The organism is Flavobacterium frigidimaris, from assembly GCF_002217275.1.
Taxonomy (GTDB): domain Bacteria; phylum Bacteroidota; class Bacteroidia; order Flavobacteriales; family Flavobacteriaceae; genus Flavobacterium; species Flavobacterium aquidurense.
Window position 1 is genome coordinate 141,856 of the sequence record NZ_MUGV01000001.1, and the last position, 16,483, is coordinate 158,338.

At 33.9% G+C, this 16,483-nt stretch carries 12 protein-coding genes; 2 read left to right on the plus strand and 10 right to left on the minus strand.

The features are described from left to right. Positions 1–11: 11 nt before the first annotated feature. Together B0A65_RS00650 and B0A65_RS00655 are read right to left on the minus strand one after the other, a co-directional pair. The gene (locus tag B0A65_RS00650; RefSeq protein WP_074660810.1) at positions 12–4,883 is read right to left on the minus strand and encodes a T9SS-dependent choice-of-anchor J family protein; all 4,872 of its coding nucleotides are present in this window, start codon (positions 4,881–4,883) and stop codon (positions 12–14) included. Positions 4,884–4,926: 43 nt separating this feature from the next. Further along, a complete protein-coding gene (locus B0A65_RS00655) occupies positions 4,927–6,039 on the minus strand; it encodes an NAD(P)/FAD-dependent oxidoreductase (protein ID WP_074660809.1) in 1,113 nt (370 codons plus the stop codon). Between the two features lie 698 nt (positions 6,040–6,737). Between B0A65_RS00655 and B0A65_RS00660 the strand changes: the two genes are divergently transcribed. Both B0A65_RS00660 and B0A65_RS00665 read left to right on the plus strand, forming a co-directional pair. Further along, positions 6,738–8,639: a S9 family peptidase gene (locus tag B0A65_RS00660; protein WP_074660807.1), complete on the plus strand. Its 1,902-nt coding sequence runs from the start codon at positions 6,738–6,740 to the stop codon at positions 8,637–8,639. A gap of 180 nt (positions 8,640–8,819) precedes the next feature. After that, positions 8,820–11,255 carry an ATP-binding response regulator gene (locus tag B0A65_RS00665; protein ID WP_074660806.1) on the plus strand — a complete coding sequence of 812 codons (2,436 nt, stop codon included), beginning with the start codon at positions 8,820–8,822 and terminating at the stop codon, positions 11,253–11,255. An 80-nt stretch (positions 11,256–11,335) separates the two neighbouring features. On the opposite strand, the gene B0A65_RS00670 is transcribed toward B0A65_RS00665, so the two are convergent. The 8 genes from B0A65_RS00670 to accC form a co-directional block, all read right to left on the minus strand. After that, positions 11,336–12,691 (minus strand): sigma-54-dependent transcriptional regulator, encoded by a 1,356-nt coding sequence (locus tag B0A65_RS00670; RefSeq protein WP_074660804.1) that lies wholly within the window; start codon positions 12,689–12,691, stop codon positions 11,336–11,338. A 127-nt stretch (positions 12,692–12,818) separates the two neighbouring features. Next, a complete protein-coding gene (locus tag B0A65_RS00675; RefSeq protein ID WP_074660802.1) occupies positions 12,819–13,109 on the minus strand; it encodes a hypothetical protein in 291 nt (96 codons plus the stop codon). Positions 13,110–13,123: 14 nt separating this feature from the next. Continuing rightward, on the minus strand, positions 13,124–13,417 hold the full coding sequence (locus B0A65_RS00680) for a hypothetical protein (protein ID WP_074660800.1): 294 nt from the start codon (positions 13,415–13,417) through the stop codon (positions 13,124–13,126). An 18-nt stretch (positions 13,418–13,435) separates the two neighbouring features. Then, positions 13,436–13,726, minus strand: a complete 291-nt coding sequence (locus tag B0A65_RS00685; protein WP_074660799.1) for a hypothetical protein — start codon at positions 13,724–13,726, stop codon at positions 13,436–13,438. A gap of 26 nt (positions 13,727–13,752) precedes the next feature. Further along, positions 13,753–14,049, minus strand: coding sequence for a hypothetical protein (locus tag B0A65_RS00690; protein ID WP_074660797.1), 297 nt, complete (start codon positions 14,047–14,049; stop codon positions 13,753–13,755). A gap of 56 nt (positions 14,050–14,105) precedes the next feature. After that, entirely contained in the window at positions 14,106–14,402 is a 297-nt protein-coding gene (locus B0A65_RS00695; protein WP_026983586.1) for a hypothetical protein, read from the minus strand. A gap of 78 nt (positions 14,403–14,480) precedes the next feature. Further along, positions 14,481–14,777 (minus strand): hypothetical protein, encoded by a 297-nt coding sequence (locus tag B0A65_RS00700; RefSeq protein WP_074660795.1) that lies wholly within the window; start codon positions 14,775–14,777, stop codon positions 14,481–14,483. Between the two features lie 297 nt (positions 14,778–15,074). Beyond that, the gene (gene accC / locus B0A65_RS00705; RefSeq protein ID WP_026983588.1) at positions 15,075–16,421 is read right to left on the minus strand and encodes an acetyl-CoA carboxylase biotin carboxylase subunit; all 1,347 of its coding nucleotides are present in this window, start codon (positions 16,419–16,421) and stop codon (positions 15,075–15,077) included. Positions 16,422–16,483: the final 62 nt, after the last annotated feature.

Here is a 16,483-nt window from a genome sequence, read left to right on the forward strand (position 1 = left end):
ATCAATTAATCTTACTTTTTTATTACTTTAAAAGTCTCCTTTTTATCATCATTTTTTAAAACAATCAGATATACACCTGTTGGATATTGTTTAAAATCGATACCTATTTTAGAATCAGAGTGCTTACTTTCAAAAAGCAATTGCCCGTTTAAATTATAAACTTCTACATTCGAAATTATTGAATTACTTTCGATATTTAAAATATTTTCTATTGGATTCGGATAGTATTTAAAATCTGTAATCTTATTCTCCTCCACTGATAAATTTTCAACAGTTTTGGCAAAGATAAGATTATCTACAAGAGCCGTATCGCCCAAATCTGATCTACCAATATGCTGAAGTGAAATTCTAATTTGAGTTCCGACATAGGGTGTTAAATCAAACATGTATTTTTGAAAATTATCTCCTTTACCTGTTACGGGTTTTATTACATCTCCCAAAACATTTCCGTTCACTACAACTCTAAACATTGATTCAGTATTGTTATTCACAAAAGTTTGCTTTAGTTCAAAACTCATAAACGAACTGCTTGTGTTTTTAGCATCAACCTTTAAATTTATTTTAGTAATACTGGTTTGGTTTATTTCCCACACGGAGGCTGAGGCTACATTTGTTTTCCCTGAAGGAGAACTATTAGTTAACCACTGATCTTTAAAATTATTGCCTTCCATTTTCACTACTTTATTTGTGGCGGATTGATTATCCACATTAATAGTGATAGGAGTGCCAAAAGAGCCTTCTAAAATAACATCATCAGTAATTCCTTTTTGAAAATCGTAAATTGTTGCTTTTTTAGTTCCATCAACCAAAAGATTATATCCTTCTTTTAATTCAAAATTATCAACAAGTAAATTTGCGCCGTTCGAATTATAAAAATCCATTAAAAAACTATAATCACCCGAAACAAGTGGTGTAAAATAATACGAAAGATCACTGTAATTATATTCTGTCAACCTTCCCGAATAAACCAAAGTAGTTTCCATATTATAATCATTTTGTCCTCTTCCAACAAGTAACTTAACACCATGTGTGCGATACTCATAACTATTTCGGCCTTTCAAACTGAATTTATAAGTTGTTCCTGCAATTAAATGAAACATTGGAACCATCATTTGAGTGTAACCTCTGACGTACAGATAACTGTTATCATCAAATCCATTTCTCAAATAATCCGGTCCGTAATTACTAAAAACTTCCTTCACTGCGGTATTCTCAAGTCTTAAGTCACCACTAAAATATTTAAAACAATCCGGAACTACATTTGCTCCATAAGTGCTTAAACCACTAAATTTCTCAATCCAGGGCAATGCTTTAACAATGCAGGTTGTTTCTATCTTTTTTGGTCCAACAATTACTGAATTCCCCGAATCACAAATTGTCTTAAAATAAAAATCATATGAAGCTCCAGCTTGTAAATTTGAGAGCTTAACTTCATTTATACTTGCATTTAATATAGTTCCTGTTCCTGGCTTAAAACCTGTTAAACCATATTCGACTTGCACTTTTTGTGGTAATGCATTTTTCGAAGTCCAGTTTATTTCTACTGAATTATTGTTAATATTTGAAAAAACTACATCAATAGGTTCATAACAGGATAAGGTTTGATCATAATAAAAATCATCAATTATCGCGCGATTTGTACTTGAATTTGGATCTGCTACAAACTCAAAAGCAATGTGTTTATCTGATCCCGCGTATTCAGAAAAATCAACATTAATTTCTTTTCCGTATTTAGGCAAGTTTCTTAATTCCTGCAACGAGATAGCTTGATAAGGCACAAAAGTTGTAATATCGACAGGATTTTTTATCGTTCCGATAATTAAACTTCCCGATTTTAAACTTGCATCAGTTATTTGTGAATTAAGCCAAAATTTAATTTTCTTGTTTTTATCAAAATCTTCTAAATATGGGGATACCAAGAGTGCAACATCAGGATTGCCCTGAAGATAAAATGCGTTTGGCGCACTATTGATATTTTGTAAATTGTACTTAAAAACCTGAGTCTTGATCAAATCGTTTTTAGTCCAGCAAAAATTAGGTATTTCATTAACAATAGGATACTGATCAAAAGTTTCTACGAAAGGAGCTTTCTGCGAGCAGCCAATTTTAAAAGTATAACGATCAGACCACATACTTGCAACTGCTGTTTCGCAATAGGTACGCACCCTGTAATCATAAGTTCCTTGTGCCAGACCTTCTAAATTAAATGGGTTTGTTTTTACATTAATTATAGTACCAGTTCCTGTAGCAAAACCCTTTACTCCATATTCAATATCCCAGCCTAATGACTGCTTTTTGACATTATTATCTGTCCAGTCTAATGTCGCAATCATTTCGCCAGATTGTTTCGCTCCTAAGGCGTTCGGTTTTGGACAATCATTTTCTGTATATGTAAAATCATCTATAAAGAATCTCGTCAATCGATAATTATCGATGCTTTGCTTAAAACCTATAAATTTATCAGTTCCGTAATAATTAGAAAAATCAACCTCATAATTTACCCATTCTGATTTATCTGCAGCGGGAATGGTAATGGTTTGATACGGTTTAAAAGTAGAATAATCATCAGGATCTGAGAGCGTTCCAACGATAAGCTGTACCGGCTGATCTTTTAATTCTTTCATCGTACGCATCCAAAAGTTAATTTTTTTGTAGTTGTTAAAATCCTTTATCCTTGGAGAAACAAGAACTACTCTGTCTGTTTTTTCTCCCGTTCCTGGTGGATAAACCAAATCTAACTGATTTGTAAGCAGCATTGAATTTGAGCCGCTATGCACTGTACCTGTACCTCCTGATGCAGCGGTATTTATTTTTATAAAATTATTTTTTACGTAAAATCTCTGAGTAAAATAAGGGACAATTCTGGTCCAGCAGCCATTTTTCTCAAACGCTGTTGTTTCAAAATCCTCATTAAAACCTGTTGTAATTCCTAAACATTTGGTTCTGAAATAGCCTTTATCCGACCAATCACTATAGCTTGCACTGCATTTAGAACGAACATAAAAGTCATATTCTGTGTCGTCTAAAATTGATTCGGTCAATTTAGTAGTCGAAGCCGAAGTGTTTACCAAAGTACCAGTTCCATGCACAAATCCTTTTGGACCATATTCAACTTGCCATTCTGATGCAGGTTTATAACTTTGCCAGGTAACCGTTGCAAAATCATAGTCAAAATCTACAGTTTGAGGGTTAAGTGGTTCGAAACAAGAAGGTGCTTTTTCGTAGATAAAATCATCAATGGCAAATTCTGAATCACCTTCATTATTATACCTTAAAGCGATGTAGTGATGATTGTTGCTTTTTAAATAATTATCTAAGTAAATAGTATGCTCTTTCCAGGAAGAAGATTTATTGGGATTGTCAACTTCATTCATCTCAGACGGCAAAATTGTTTTTAAGGGAATAAAAGTTGCCTGATTTTTTGGATCAGACATTGTGCCAATAGTTAGTGAACTTATATTAAAATTGTCATCACCGCTATGAGCAAGCAGACTGAACTTAACTCTCTTATCAGCATCCAAATCAGCAATATATGGAGTTATAAGATAGGCTTTATCCACATTTACTTTGCCTACAAATTGAGAAATTATAATTGCAGCGTCGCCAGTTTTCGGCAGAGGCTTTATGTTCCAGCCTGTATCTTCAAAATTGGTTTGAACCAAACAATTATTAGCAATTATATTCCAACAGGGATCAATATATTTAGTTCCTTCAAAGGAAGTGTTATAGCTGTCAGAAATAACAGTACAAGAAGTTTTAAAACTAATTGTTTTTGTCCAGTTAGAATATAAATCATCAATACAATTGGCGCGCAGTTTTATTTCGTAATCTGTGTTTCCAACTAAATTGTTTAGAATATAAGGACTGCCTTGAATATTTAAAATGTCTGTAGTATGTTTGACTACGTTGGTTATGCTAACTTGAAAATTATTCTGGTTTGGCGCATCAAAACTTATTCTTGCTGAATTTTGCTTTATATCTGTTACAGCAAAATTAGTCTGATCAAAACAATCTGAAGCTTTTTCATAACTAAAATCATCCAGATAAACATCATTATTATCAGCGCCATAATATTTACTTTTAAATAAGAAAACAATATATTGATCAGTGCCTTTATAATTATTAAAATAAATGGTTTGCTGTTGCCATCCTCCACCTGTTTTAACTTCAACCGGAGACAGTAAATGAAAGCTACTTAGATCATTAGGATCCGTCATTGTGCCCGCTAAAAGCTCTGTATCTGAAGAATATCCATTTGTCCAGAATTTTATTTTCCGATCGGTTGCCAAATCATTAAATCTCGGCGAAACAAATGCAATATTTGCGTTGGTCTGATAATTATAATTTGACATAAATATTGACGAACCTGTTTCTCCAGTCGCACTGTGGTTTTGAGTTGTAGAAAAACCTACACCTGCATCGCTGGTAGAATTAGAATAGATTAATCCGCGCCATTCTAGATTTGTTGCATTTTTATCATTAAAATTTGCTGTATATCCAACAGAAAAAACTTTATCACTTGTAGTAAATATTGTTTTTGTCTGAGACCAATCTGTCCAAACGAGGACATTATTAACCAAATGTCGCTCCCTTACTCTAAAATCATATTTTTTTAGAGGATCCAGATTGAATCTGTAAAAAGGTAATCCCGATACACTTGTGGTAATTCCCTGTCCAGTCTTAAATCCGGCTGGTCCATATTCAAATTGCCAATCGTAGGTTGAATAAATATCATAATCATGATATTCGATCAAAACTTCACCAATTAATGACACGGTAACATCAAAATTTGCGTCAGCAGGAATTTGTTTTGCTTTATTGTTTGCTTGTAAAAAAAGTAGGTTAAAAAAAGAAAAAAGAACAACTAATGTAGTTTTTTTCATGTTTGTCTGTAGTTGGTTAAATTATTTGGGACTATAATTATTACTATATTAAATCTGCTAATTCTGTTCCTATTAAACTGCCTATTGCGACTCCCATTCCGCCAAGGCGAACGCCGCAAAACACGTTTTCAGACAATTGCGAAACAACAGGATTCTTACTGTTTCCTACTCCCATAATCCCGCTCCAACGATGCGCGATCTGGAAATCCTGATTTGGTAAAATTACATTTTTCAGCAACTCTTCCAACTTATTTTGTACAATTTTGGTTTGACCAAATTCGGTTGTAGTTTCGGTTTCAAAATCTAAGTTTCTTCCACCGCCCAATAAGATTCGGTCACCAATATTTCTGAAATAATAATAACCACGATCCAGATGAAAAGTGCCCCTAATATCTAAATTTTTGATTGGCTCTGTTATCAAAACCTGAGCTCTTGCGGGTTGCACTGCTCCTTTTGTTAACGTATTGGCAAAACCATTTGTTGCAAACAATATCTTTTTGGATGTAAAACTAAAATCGTTTAATGCAATTTCTACCTGATTTCCTAAATCGGCATATCCTGTTACCGTTTGCTGGTTCAAAATCAAAATGTCGGCGGCAACAGCTTGTTTCAGCAATTCCTGCATCATATTTCCCGTATCAATTTGTGCCTCAAACGGATTAAAAATTAAATATTCCTGAATGTTTTCAAAACCAAATCGATCAATTTCTTTGGTAAAAACATCAGCTTTAAAAAGGGGTTTTAAAATTTCATTGATAAAAGACAATCGTGTGACACAATCATTAAAACCTCTTTCATCTTCTCTCAAAAACAATTCATATCCACCGTGAGGTTTAAAATCAATTGCTGCGTCTCCCAATCTTTTTCGGAGCAACTGCAACCCTTTCCAGCGCTTCTCAATCAAATTGACAACATCTTCTTCTGAATGCGTTTTGAGATCTTCCATAATTTCAGAAAGACTTCCGAAGCAGGCAAAACCGGCATTTTTCGTACTCGCGCCTTGTGGCAACATTCCTCTTTCTAAAACCAGAATTTTCGCCGTCGGGAATCTTTCGCGTAAGCGTAATGCGGCGTGCAAACCTACGATGCCACTTCCTACAATAGTATAATCAACATTCGTGAACCAATTTTTAAGTTCCCAATAACTTAATTCCATTTGCCAAATTTTTATAAAAATAATGATTTTTTATTCGCCACGACTCGAGCGATAGCGAACAGGCGAAGCAATTCACGAATTATTTTTTTGATAATCTTTAAGAATAAAAAATTAGTAAATTCCTCGCTTTGTTTTTTACCACAAATTACACAAATTAACGCAAATTTAATTAATGGAAATTCGGGTAATTCGTGACTAACTTTTAATATTTACCTCCCACAGATTTTGCAGATTTTGTTTCACGCAGATTTTGCAGATTTTATTTGATTTAATAAAAAAATCTGTGTGAATCTGCTCAAATCTTTTTTAGATCTGCGTGAAAAAATAATTCGTGAATTCGTGGCTATTTTTAACTCCTGCTTAATATCTGTCTCACGCATATTCTGCAGATTTAGGCAGATATGATTTAATGAAAAAATCTGTGTGAATCTGCTCAATCTTTTTTAGATCTGCGTGAAAAAATAATTCGTGAATTCGTGGCTATTTTTAATTCCTGCTTAATAATTTGTCTCAAGCAGATTCTGCTAAAATCTTTTTATCCCGATAGCCATCGGGAGCGTGAAAAAAAAATTCGTGAATTCGTGGCGAAAAAAATTTAGTAAACCCTTTGGAATTTTTAACATTTTTTGGGATTTGGAATTTAACTATTTGGAATTTAAATGTTGTATTTTTAGCCCCACGAATATTAGAATTTTATTATGAAAAAAGTATTATTTACAACCTTAATAATGATGAGTTTAAACGCTATCGGACAGAATGTGATGTCACCAGAGTTGTTATGGAAATTAGGAAGAGTGACTGCACTTGGACTTTCGAAAGATGAAAAAAATGTTGTTTTTAAAGTTTCTACTCCTTCTGTAGAAGAAAACAAATCGTCTTCAAAATTTTACACATTGCCAGTAAATGGCGGAACTGCAACTGAAATTAAAGACACAAAAGCTATTTTGGCCGACAAAAATGTTTCGCCTGACGGAAAATTTTTAGTGTACAATGAAGAAGTTAAACTGGAAAAGGTCTTAGGAAAAGATTTTTATCCAAGCCTTACCAAATCAGATGCTCAAATTTATGATGGTTTAGATTACCGTCATTGGGACACTTGGAACGAAGGAAAATTTAACCACGTTTTTTATAAAGAAAACAAAGAAGGTGCAACCGGAATTGACATCTTAAAAGGTGAAAATTTTGATTCTCCGCAAAAACCTTTTGGTGGCGACGAAGATTATATCTGGTCACCTGACGGAAAAAGCATTTTATACGTTTGCAAGAAAAAAGCAGGAACGCAATATGCGACTTCTACAAACACCAATATTTATGAGTACAATTTAGAAACTCAAAAAACAACCAACAGAACCGAAGATAATTTAGGTTATGATACGGCTCCACAATTTTCTCCAACAGGAAATTTAACCTGGTTGCAAATGAAACGTGATGGTTACGAGGCTGACAAAAATGATATTATTGTTGAGTTTAAAGGAATCAAAACAAACTTAACTGCCAACTGGGATGGAACTGTAGATAATTTCATGTGGAGTAAAGACGGCAAAAACGTTTATTTTGTTGCACCAGTTGACGGAACAAAACAACTTTTTGTGGTGAACTTTCCGGGATTGACAAAAATGGCAATTCAGGTTCGCCAAATTACAAAAGGTGATTTTGATGTAAATGATTTAGTTGGTTTTGCTGGTGATGATATTATCGTAACCAGAAATGACATGAATCATGCTCCGGAGATTTATTCCTTTAATTTGAAGAAAAATACCTGGAAACAACTTTCAAATGTAAATACAGATACATACAAAACACTAGCATTAAGCAAAACAGAAAGACGTTACGTAACAACAACTGACGGTAAAAAAATGTTGGTTTGGGTAATTTTACCTCCAAATTTTGATGCTACAAAAAAATACCCAACATTATTATTCTGCCAGGGAGGACCACAATCTGCGTTGACACAATCGTATTCTTTCCGTTGGAATTTCTCTTTAATGGCTGCTAAAGGTTATGTGGTTGTAGCACCAAACCGTCGCGGTATGCCAGGACACGGAGTAGAATGGAATGAGAAAATTAGTAAAGACTGGGGAGGTCAAGTTATGGACGACTACCTCTCTGCAATTGATGATGTTGCCAAAGAAAGCTATGTTGACAAAAGCCGTTTAGGTTGCGTTGGTGCAAGTTACGGTGGATATTCTGTATTTTACTTAGCAGGAATTCACAACAACCGTTTCAAAACGTTTATCGCACACGATGGTGTTTTCAATACTGTTAGTATGTTGGGAACTACTGAAGAAGTTTTCTTTAACAACTGGGATTTTGGTGGTGCCTATTGGGAAAAAGACAATGCTGTTGCTCAAAAAGCATACACTACTTTTAACCCTGCAACTATGGTTGAGAAGTGGAACAAACCAATCTTAATCTTCCAGGGTGGAAAAGATTTCCGTGTGCCAATCGGACAAGGACAAGAAGCTTTTCAGGCTGCTCAGTTAAGAGGAATCAAAAGCCGATTTGTTTACTTCCCGGATGAAAACCACTGGGTTTTAAAACCGCAAAATGCTCAGGTTTGGCAAGGTGAATTTTTCAAATGGCTGAACGAAACACTATAAGTTAGCCTAAAAAATAGATACAGTAGCCGCAGATTATTACATAATCTGCGGCTATTTTGTTTTTAAAACCTTTGAATTATGTAACAGATTCCATTCGATTTCTCTTTTTATAACAGTTTTTTTTGAATAAATTGCAGGGAATTCGAATTTAAAGACTACCCAATCGCAACAATATCATTTATGGAGAGCAAAAAAAGTTACACGGCTATCAAAGTGCTTTTCAGTTATGTGGCATTACTCGCTTTGGTTGTAACTGTTGGATGGTTTTTATACTCTGAAAATGTTGTTTATAACAAACTAGAAGATAAAATTGCTTTAGAAAAGACCAAGATTTTAAGAGTCAGCAAATTATTTTCTAATGTGTATAAAACGGAGAGTTTGGCGCGAAAAACAATTCAGACCAACTCAGAAATTGACTTTAAAAGCTATCTTGTTGAAACCGATTCTTTACGCTCCAGAATTGATACTTTAAAACAAATCGTAACTACACAATATCAAAAAACATTGCTGGACAGCGTTACCTATTATCTGTCTGAAAAAACTAAAAACATTCAGCAATTAAAGACCATAAAAAATAAAGCTGATGATGAAGTTTCGGTAAATTCTGCCATTGATGAAATTACCAAAATGGAGTTTAAGCTCCGAAAATTAGAAATACAGGATTTTACTAAAAACCCAAATCAGTTAGGCAGTTATCAAAAAAATGTACTTCAGAAATATGTCGATTATCTCAATCAGAATATTCCGGATGATAGTACCAATACTTTGAGTAAGCAAGCCTCTGATTCTATCCTGGCCAATTCTAAAAAGCTTTTGAGTTCTGTAAAACAAAGAGCTGAAAAGAAAAAAGAATCTCTGAATTTTCAGGAAAATAAATTATTAAAAAATGAAATCGCAATCTCTGAACAACTCCGAAAAGTGCTCCGAATTATTGAGCGCGAGATCATCATTAACTCCATAAAAAACAATTCCCTTAAAGAAAAATCACTAAAAAAAGTCAACGAGATTGTTACGGCATCCGCCATTATTGGTTTGGTGCTGACCTTGTTTTTCTCGATTTTAATTGTGAGCGATTATTCGAAATCACAAGTTTATAAAAAACAGCTGGAGATTGCGAACTTCAAAACAAAAAACCTGCTTAAAAGCCGAGAGCAATTGATTTCGACTGTAAGTCATGATTTAAAAACGCCTTTAAGTACCATTGTCGGTTATTCGGAACTTTTGAGTAACTCCGATGTGAATACAAAACAATCGTATTTCATTAAAAACATCAAAAATTCCTCTGAATATATCACGCAACTAGTTCAGGATTTACTTGATTTCTCAAAGATTGAAGCAGGAAAAATTACGATTGAAAAAGTGCCCTTTTCATTACCTGATATTATTGATGAAGTGGCTAAAAGTATCCAGACTGTTTACAAGCAAAAAAATATTGAGCTCATTATTAATGTTGATGAAAAACTGCACACCAAAATTGTGGGAGATCCGTTTCGACTGAAACAAATTCTGAGCAATATTGTGGGAAATGCGTATAAATTTACAGAAGAAGGCTTCATTAGAATCAGTGCTTTTTTAAGTGAAGACGATCATTTTTTTACCATTACAATTGAAGATAGCGGAATTGGAATTGAGAAAGGAAATCAGAAATTGGTTTTTGAAGAGTTTGCTCAGGCCAATGAAGGCATCGAAAAAAAATACGGCGGAACTGGTTTGGGATTATCAATCTGCCAGAAAATAATTTCGGTTTTAGGTGGAACTTTAGCACTTGAAAGTACTTTTGGAAAAGGAAGTACTTTTGAAATACAGCTTCCGTTGTTATTTGATACCAGTTCAAATTCGATTCCTGAGGCAAAAAAACCAGTCGTTCGCACTACTAAAAAACAAACTTTCATTGTGATTGATGACGACATTAATCTTCTGAATTTAACCAGTGGCGTTTTAAGGCAAGAAAACCATGAGGTATTGTCTTTTAATAACGCCGTTAAAGCTTTGGAAGCGATTCAGAAAACAAATTTTGATTTTATCATTACAGATATTCAAATGCCGGAAATGGACGGTTTTATGTTTCTTCAAAAACTTAAAAACACTGCAATCTATAAAAATCAACCGGTAATTGCCTTAACCGGAAGAACAGATTTGGATGCTTCGGTTTATGCCAAAGCTGGGTTTACTACTGTGGTTAAAAAGCCATATTCGCCAAAAATACTACTGGAAACCATACATCGTATTTTAGAAAACGATACTTTACCTTTGGTTGACATTAATGATAATGAACAAAAAATCGCGACAAAACTATATTCATTAGCAACTTTAAAAGAATTTTTAGGAAATGATAATGATGCTTTGAAAGAAGTTTTAAAATCATTCATAGAAAGTACCGATGAAAATTTGAATTTATTAGAAAGTGCCATTGCGGAAGAAAATATCTCCGAAATAAATGCTATCGGACATCGAATTTCACCAATGTTCAATCAAATTGAAGCTTATGAAATTGGCGGTATTTTAAAAGTCTTAGATAAAAATGATTTTGAAGTTTCTGATTTAAACGGTATTTTCAGAGCTTTAAAAGCCAAAACTGAATCACTTTTTAAAGCTTTACAAAAGGAGATTATCTAAAACATTTTACCGCAAATTTCACAAATTTCCGCCAATTCGATTTGCGAAATTTGCGGTAAAACTTCAATACTCGAGCAAGTTTAATCTATATTGTATTGCTTCAACTTATTATAAAGTGTCTTTCTGGTGATTTTAAGCAATTTTGCTGCTTCCGATTTATTATTTTGAGTTCTTGAAAGTGCGTGAATAATCGTTTCTTTTTCATTCTCAGACAATGAAAAAGTCTCATTTGAGTTTTGCTGGTTCGACTTCTGAACCTGAAAAAACTCAGCTGGTAAAACATCGCTTTCAATAAAATTTCCGCGAGATAAAAGTGTGGCGCGCTTGACACAGTTTTGCAGTTCACGTAAATTCCCCGGCCAATTGTATTTTTGAAAAATAGCAACTACTTCAGGTGAAAAGCCTATGATTTCTTTATTCAATTGTTGATTGGCTTTTTCAAGAAAGTAATCAGCAAAAACCATCAAATCTTCTTCTCTTTCTTTTAATGACGGAGAAAGAATAGAAAACTCATTGATTCTATGGTATAAATCTTCTCTGAAATCGCCGTTTTTTACTGCCTCACGTAAATCCTCATTTGTAGCAGTTATAATGCGGATATCGACGTTAATTTCCTTATTGCTTCCAACAGGTTTAATTTTTCGTTCCTGAAGCGCTCTCAATAACTGAATTTGATTTTCATAAGAAAGATTTCCTATTTCGTCTAAAAAAAGTGTTCCTCCGTTTGCTGCTTCAAAATAACCCATTTTATCACTGATCGCTCCTGTAAAAGATCCTTTTAAATGCCCGAAAAATTCACTTGCCGCCAACTCTTTCGGAATGGCACCACAATCTACTGCAATAAAATTATTGTTTTTACGCGTACTTTGCTGATGAATACTTTTGGCGATAATTTCTTTTCCTGTTCCGCTTTCGCCAATAATTAACACTGACATATCAGTAGGACTAACCAGGTGAATATGATCTAACAATTTTTTGGAAGCAACAGAAATACCTCTGACAAATTCATTTTCAGAAGAAGTTGTTTCTTTCTTTTTTGGAGCCTTTTTTTCTTTTGCTATTACTTCTTCTGCTTCAGAATTTTTTAAGGCATTTGTAATGACCAATAAAACCTCATCAGGATTAAAAGGTTTCGAAATATAATCGGCTGCTCCATTCTTAATGGCCTTAACCGCAGTATTAACATCTGAATAACCCGTCATAAGTATAACAGGGATTTCAGGGTTTGATATTTTAAATTCAGACATCAGTCCAATACCGTCAGAATCTGGCAAACGCAGATCTGTGAGAATCAAATCGAAAGATTCTTTTTTCATTGCCAGTCGGGCTTCTTCTGCCGAGAAAGCAACGGTTACATCATATGCTTTTTTTATTAGAAACTTCTCTAATAATTTGCAAAACGAAATATCATCTTCTATCAGTAATATCTTTGACATCTGTGTTTAGGCTCTTTTTTGCTAAAATAATACTATTAAAGTTGTATTTTCATAAAATTATGCAAAAAAAAAGAGATTGCACGTCGCAACCTCTTTTTTACCAAAAACATAAATCTAATTCACCTAATTATATTTTCAACCAATTGCCATTGACATCTGAATAAACAGTAGCCTTTTGGTCACCAACTGATATTTCGAGTTTATACTCTTTTTTTTCGTTTGAAAAAGCTTTCACTAGCTTTGCGCCAGGATAAGCTGTTTCTAAAGCTGTTTTCACTGCAGCCGGAACTGCATCTGTAGCAACTTCTTTATATTCATCCTGAACATTAACAGCAATCTTTACAGGTTCAGCTTCTGTAGTTGCATGTATTGATAAACTTCCCAAAATTATTGCTGCTGATAAGATTAACTTTTTCATAATGTTCTTTTAAATTATTTTTTAATGATGTTTCCTGAAGCATCTGTAAAAAAGGTATATTTTTTACCTTCTTTTGAAATTTCAAGTTTGTATTCATCTTTAGCATTTTTCCATGCCTTTTCCAGTTTAGAACCTACAAACGATTTTTCAATTGTAGATTTTACCGCTGCCGGCACTGCATCTGCAGCAACTTCAGTATATTCATCCTGAATGTTTACTGAAATTATTGAACTTGCTACAACCGGAGTTGCTGCATTCATTGACAAACCTCCTAAAAGGATCGCTGCCGATAAAATTAACTTTTTCATACTATGGGGTTTTTATGGTTACTTTTTAAGGATGTTACCTGTTGCATCAGTGTAAACAATCGATTTTTCACCTCTTACAGTAATTTCGATCTTGTACTCTTTTTTGTCGTTTACATATGCTTTATCAAGTTTAACACCTGGATAAGAATTGTCTAAAGCTGTTTTAATAGCTGCCGGAACAGCATCAATTTCTTTATACTCATCCTGAATTTTTATTGAATGCGTTATTGTATTTGTTTGATCAATAACTGCTGCCTGAGTTGACAACCCTCCTAACAGGATAGCTGCCGATAAGATTAACTTTTTCATAATAATAGTTTTTTAGTAGTTAGTGATTATTTTTTTACCCAAGATCCGTCTGCATTAGCATAAAGAGCGCCTACCTTGTCTCCTACTGTAACTTCTAATTTGTATTGAGAAGCAGTATTTTTGTAAGCTTTAGAAAGGATTGCATCCGGATACGCTTTTTTAAGTGCATCAGTAACAGCAGATGGTACTTCTTCTACTTTGATTTCAGTATATTCATCCTGAACGGAAATTGATTTTACGATTGTGTTTTTAACTGGAGAAGTTGAAGCAAATGATGTTAAACTTCCCAAAACGATTGCGGCTGATAAAAATAAATTTTTCATGATATTTAATTTAAAGGTGTATATAATATTTAAAATGTAACTTGATTGGCTATGGATTATTTTTTAATCCACGATCCATCTGCGTTAGCGTAAAGAGAACCAACTTTGTCTCCAACGGCAACTTCTAATTTGTATTCTGATTTTGCATTTTTATATGCTTTAGTAAGCACTGCATCCGGATATGCTTTTTTTAGCGCATCAGTAACTGCAGTTGGTAATTCTACTACTTTAATTTCTGTGTATTCATCCTGAATAGAAATTGTTTTTACGATTGTATTTGAAATTGGTGAAGTTGAAGCAAATGATGTTAAACCTCCCAAAACGATTGCGGCTGATAAAAATAGATTTTTCATAATAGTTGTATTTTAGTATCCTTATTTTTATTTTAGTATTGCTAATTTGAATAAACATAAGGAAAGGTGTTTGTTAAATTATTTTTTAATCCATGTTCCGTCTGCATTAGCATAAAGAGAACCTACTTTCTCTCCAACGGTAACATCTAGTTTGTATTCAGATTTTGCGTTTTTATATGCTTTAGAAAGTACTGCATCCGGAAATGATTTTTTCAAAGCTTCAGTAATTGGAGCCGGTACTTCTTCTAATTTGATTTCAGCATATTCATCCTGAATTGAAATCGTTTTTATAATAGAACTTGTCGTTGGAACGTTTGAAGCGAATGAAGATAAACTTCCTAAAACAATAGCGGCTGATAAGAATAAATTTTTCATAATAATATTTAGTTTAATAGTTGTTTACGCTTTAGATAATGAAATTATTATGCCGTAAGCCAAACATAAGCTCCCAAATCACACAAACCCTTATATTTAAAGACTTTAGTACCAGTGTGCCAAAATTCAGAAATATAAAAAAGTGTGTAATTTTTAAAAAGAGTGTGTAAAAAGTATACACTTTTAGTGTTTACCAAAAGTATTTTAAGCAACAAAGCCCGGTAGATTTGATAATCTATCGGGCTTAAAGTATATCTGTAAAATAAGAAAGGCTGCCAAAATTGACAGCCTTTATACTTATTCGATTGGATTCATTTTAAAAGTATCCATAAATGCAGTTGTATAATCTCCTGCAATATATCTTGGATCATCCATTAATTGTCTGTGGAAAGGTATTGTAGTTTTCACACCTTCGATTACGAATTCATCTAAAGCTCTACGCATTTTGCTGATCGCTTCTTCACGAGATTGTGCTGTCGTAATTAACTTAGCAATCATCGAATCGTAGTTTGGTGGAATACTATATCCAGAGTAAACGTGCGTATCTAAACGAACTCCGTGTCCTCCTGGCATATGAAGCGTAGTAATTTTTCCTGGTGAAGGGCGAAAATCGTTATAAGGATCTTCAGCATTAATACGACATTCTATAGCGTGTAATTGTGGTAAATAGTTTTTTCCTGAAATTGGAATTCCGGCAGCTACCATAATTTGCTCACGAATCAAATCATAATCAATAACTTGTTCTGTAATTGGGTGCTCAACCTGAATACGGGTATTCATTTCCATGAAATAGAAATTTCTGTGTTTGTCAACCAAAAATTCTACAGTTCCAGCTCCTTCGTATTTAATGAATTCAGCAGCTTTTACAGCAGCTTCTCCCATTGCAGCACGTAATTCGTCTGTCATGAATGGAGAAGGTGTTTCTTCAGTCAATTTTTGGTGACGACGTTGAACTGAACAATCTCTTTCAGAAAGGTGACAGGCTTTTCCGTATGAATCTCCAACAACCTGAATTTCGATATGACGTGGTTCTTCAATAAGTTTCTCCATGTACATTCCGTCATTTCCAAATGCAGCAGCAGCTTCCTGACGCGCACTTTCCCATGCTTTCAATAATTCATCTTCTTTCCAAACGGCACGCATTCCTTTTCCACCACCACCAGCAGTTGCTTTAAGCATAACTGGATAACCAAATTCTTTAGCCAATTTTTGTGTTTGTTCGAAAGATTCTAATAATCCGTCAGAACCTGGTACACATGGAACTCCTGCCGCTTTCATTGTCGCTTTTGCAGAAGCTTTGTCTCCCATTTTATCAATCATTTCAGGAGCAGCACCAATAAATTTGATTCCGTGTTCCTGACAAATTTTAGAGAATTTAGCATTCTCTGAAAGAAATCCATATCCTGGATGAATTGCATCTGCATTTGTAATTTCTGCAGCAGCAATAATATTTGACATTTTCAAATACGATAAGTTACTCGGAGGAGGTCCGATACAAACCGCTTCGTCAGCAAACTTTACATGTAGGCTTTCTGCATCAGCTGTAGAGTAAACCGCTACAGTTTTAATTCCCATTTCCTTACATGTACGAATTACACGAAGTGCAATTTCTCCTCTATTCGCAATTAATATTTTTTTAAACATCTTATTTTAATTAGATAATTAGACAAGTTTGATAATTAGATAATTTTAGATGATTAACAAAT

Bases quoted from the DNA above. Each gene is read 5' to 3' on its own strand.
- B0A65_RS00650 (WP_074660810.1), bottom strand. From the start codon at position 4,883: ATGAAAAAAACTACATTAGTTGTTCTTTTTTCTTTTTTTAACCTACTT.
- B0A65_RS00655 (WP_074660809.1), bottom strand. From the start codon at position 6,039: ATGGAATTAAGTTATTGGGAACTTAAAAATTGGTTCACGAATGTTGAT.
- B0A65_RS00660 (WP_074660807.1), top strand. From the start codon at position 6,738: ATGAAAAAAGTATTATTTACAACCTTAATAATGATGAGTTTAAACGCT.
- B0A65_RS00665 (WP_074660806.1), top strand. From the start codon at position 8,820: ATGGAGAGCAAAAAAAGTTACACGGCTATCAAAGTGCTTTTCAGTTAT.
- B0A65_RS00670 (WP_074660804.1), bottom strand. From the start codon at position 12,691: ATGTCAAAGATATTACTGATAGAAGATGATATTTCGTTTTGCAAATTA.
- B0A65_RS00675 (WP_074660802.1), bottom strand. From the start codon at position 13,109: ATGAAAAAGTTAATCTTATCAGCAGCAATAATTTTGGGAAGTTTATCA.
- B0A65_RS00680 (WP_074660800.1), bottom strand. From the start codon at position 13,417: ATGAAAAAGTTAATTTTATCGGCAGCGATCCTTTTAGGAGGTTTGTCA.
- B0A65_RS00685 (WP_074660799.1), bottom strand. From the start codon at position 13,726: ATGAAAAAGTTAATCTTATCGGCAGCTATCCTGTTAGGAGGGTTGTCA.
- B0A65_RS00690 (WP_074660797.1), bottom strand. From the start codon at position 14,049: ATGAAAAATTTATTTTTATCAGCCGCAATCGTTTTGGGAAGTTTAACA.
- B0A65_RS00695 (WP_026983586.1), bottom strand. From the start codon at position 14,402: ATGAAAAATCTATTTTTATCAGCCGCAATCGTTTTGGGAGGTTTAACA.
- B0A65_RS00700 (WP_074660795.1), bottom strand. From the start codon at position 14,777: ATGAAAAATTTATTCTTATCAGCCGCTATTGTTTTAGGAAGTTTATCT.
- accC (WP_026983588.1), bottom strand. From the start codon at position 16,421: ATGTTTAAAAAAATATTAATTGCGAATAGAGGAGAAATTGCACTTCGT.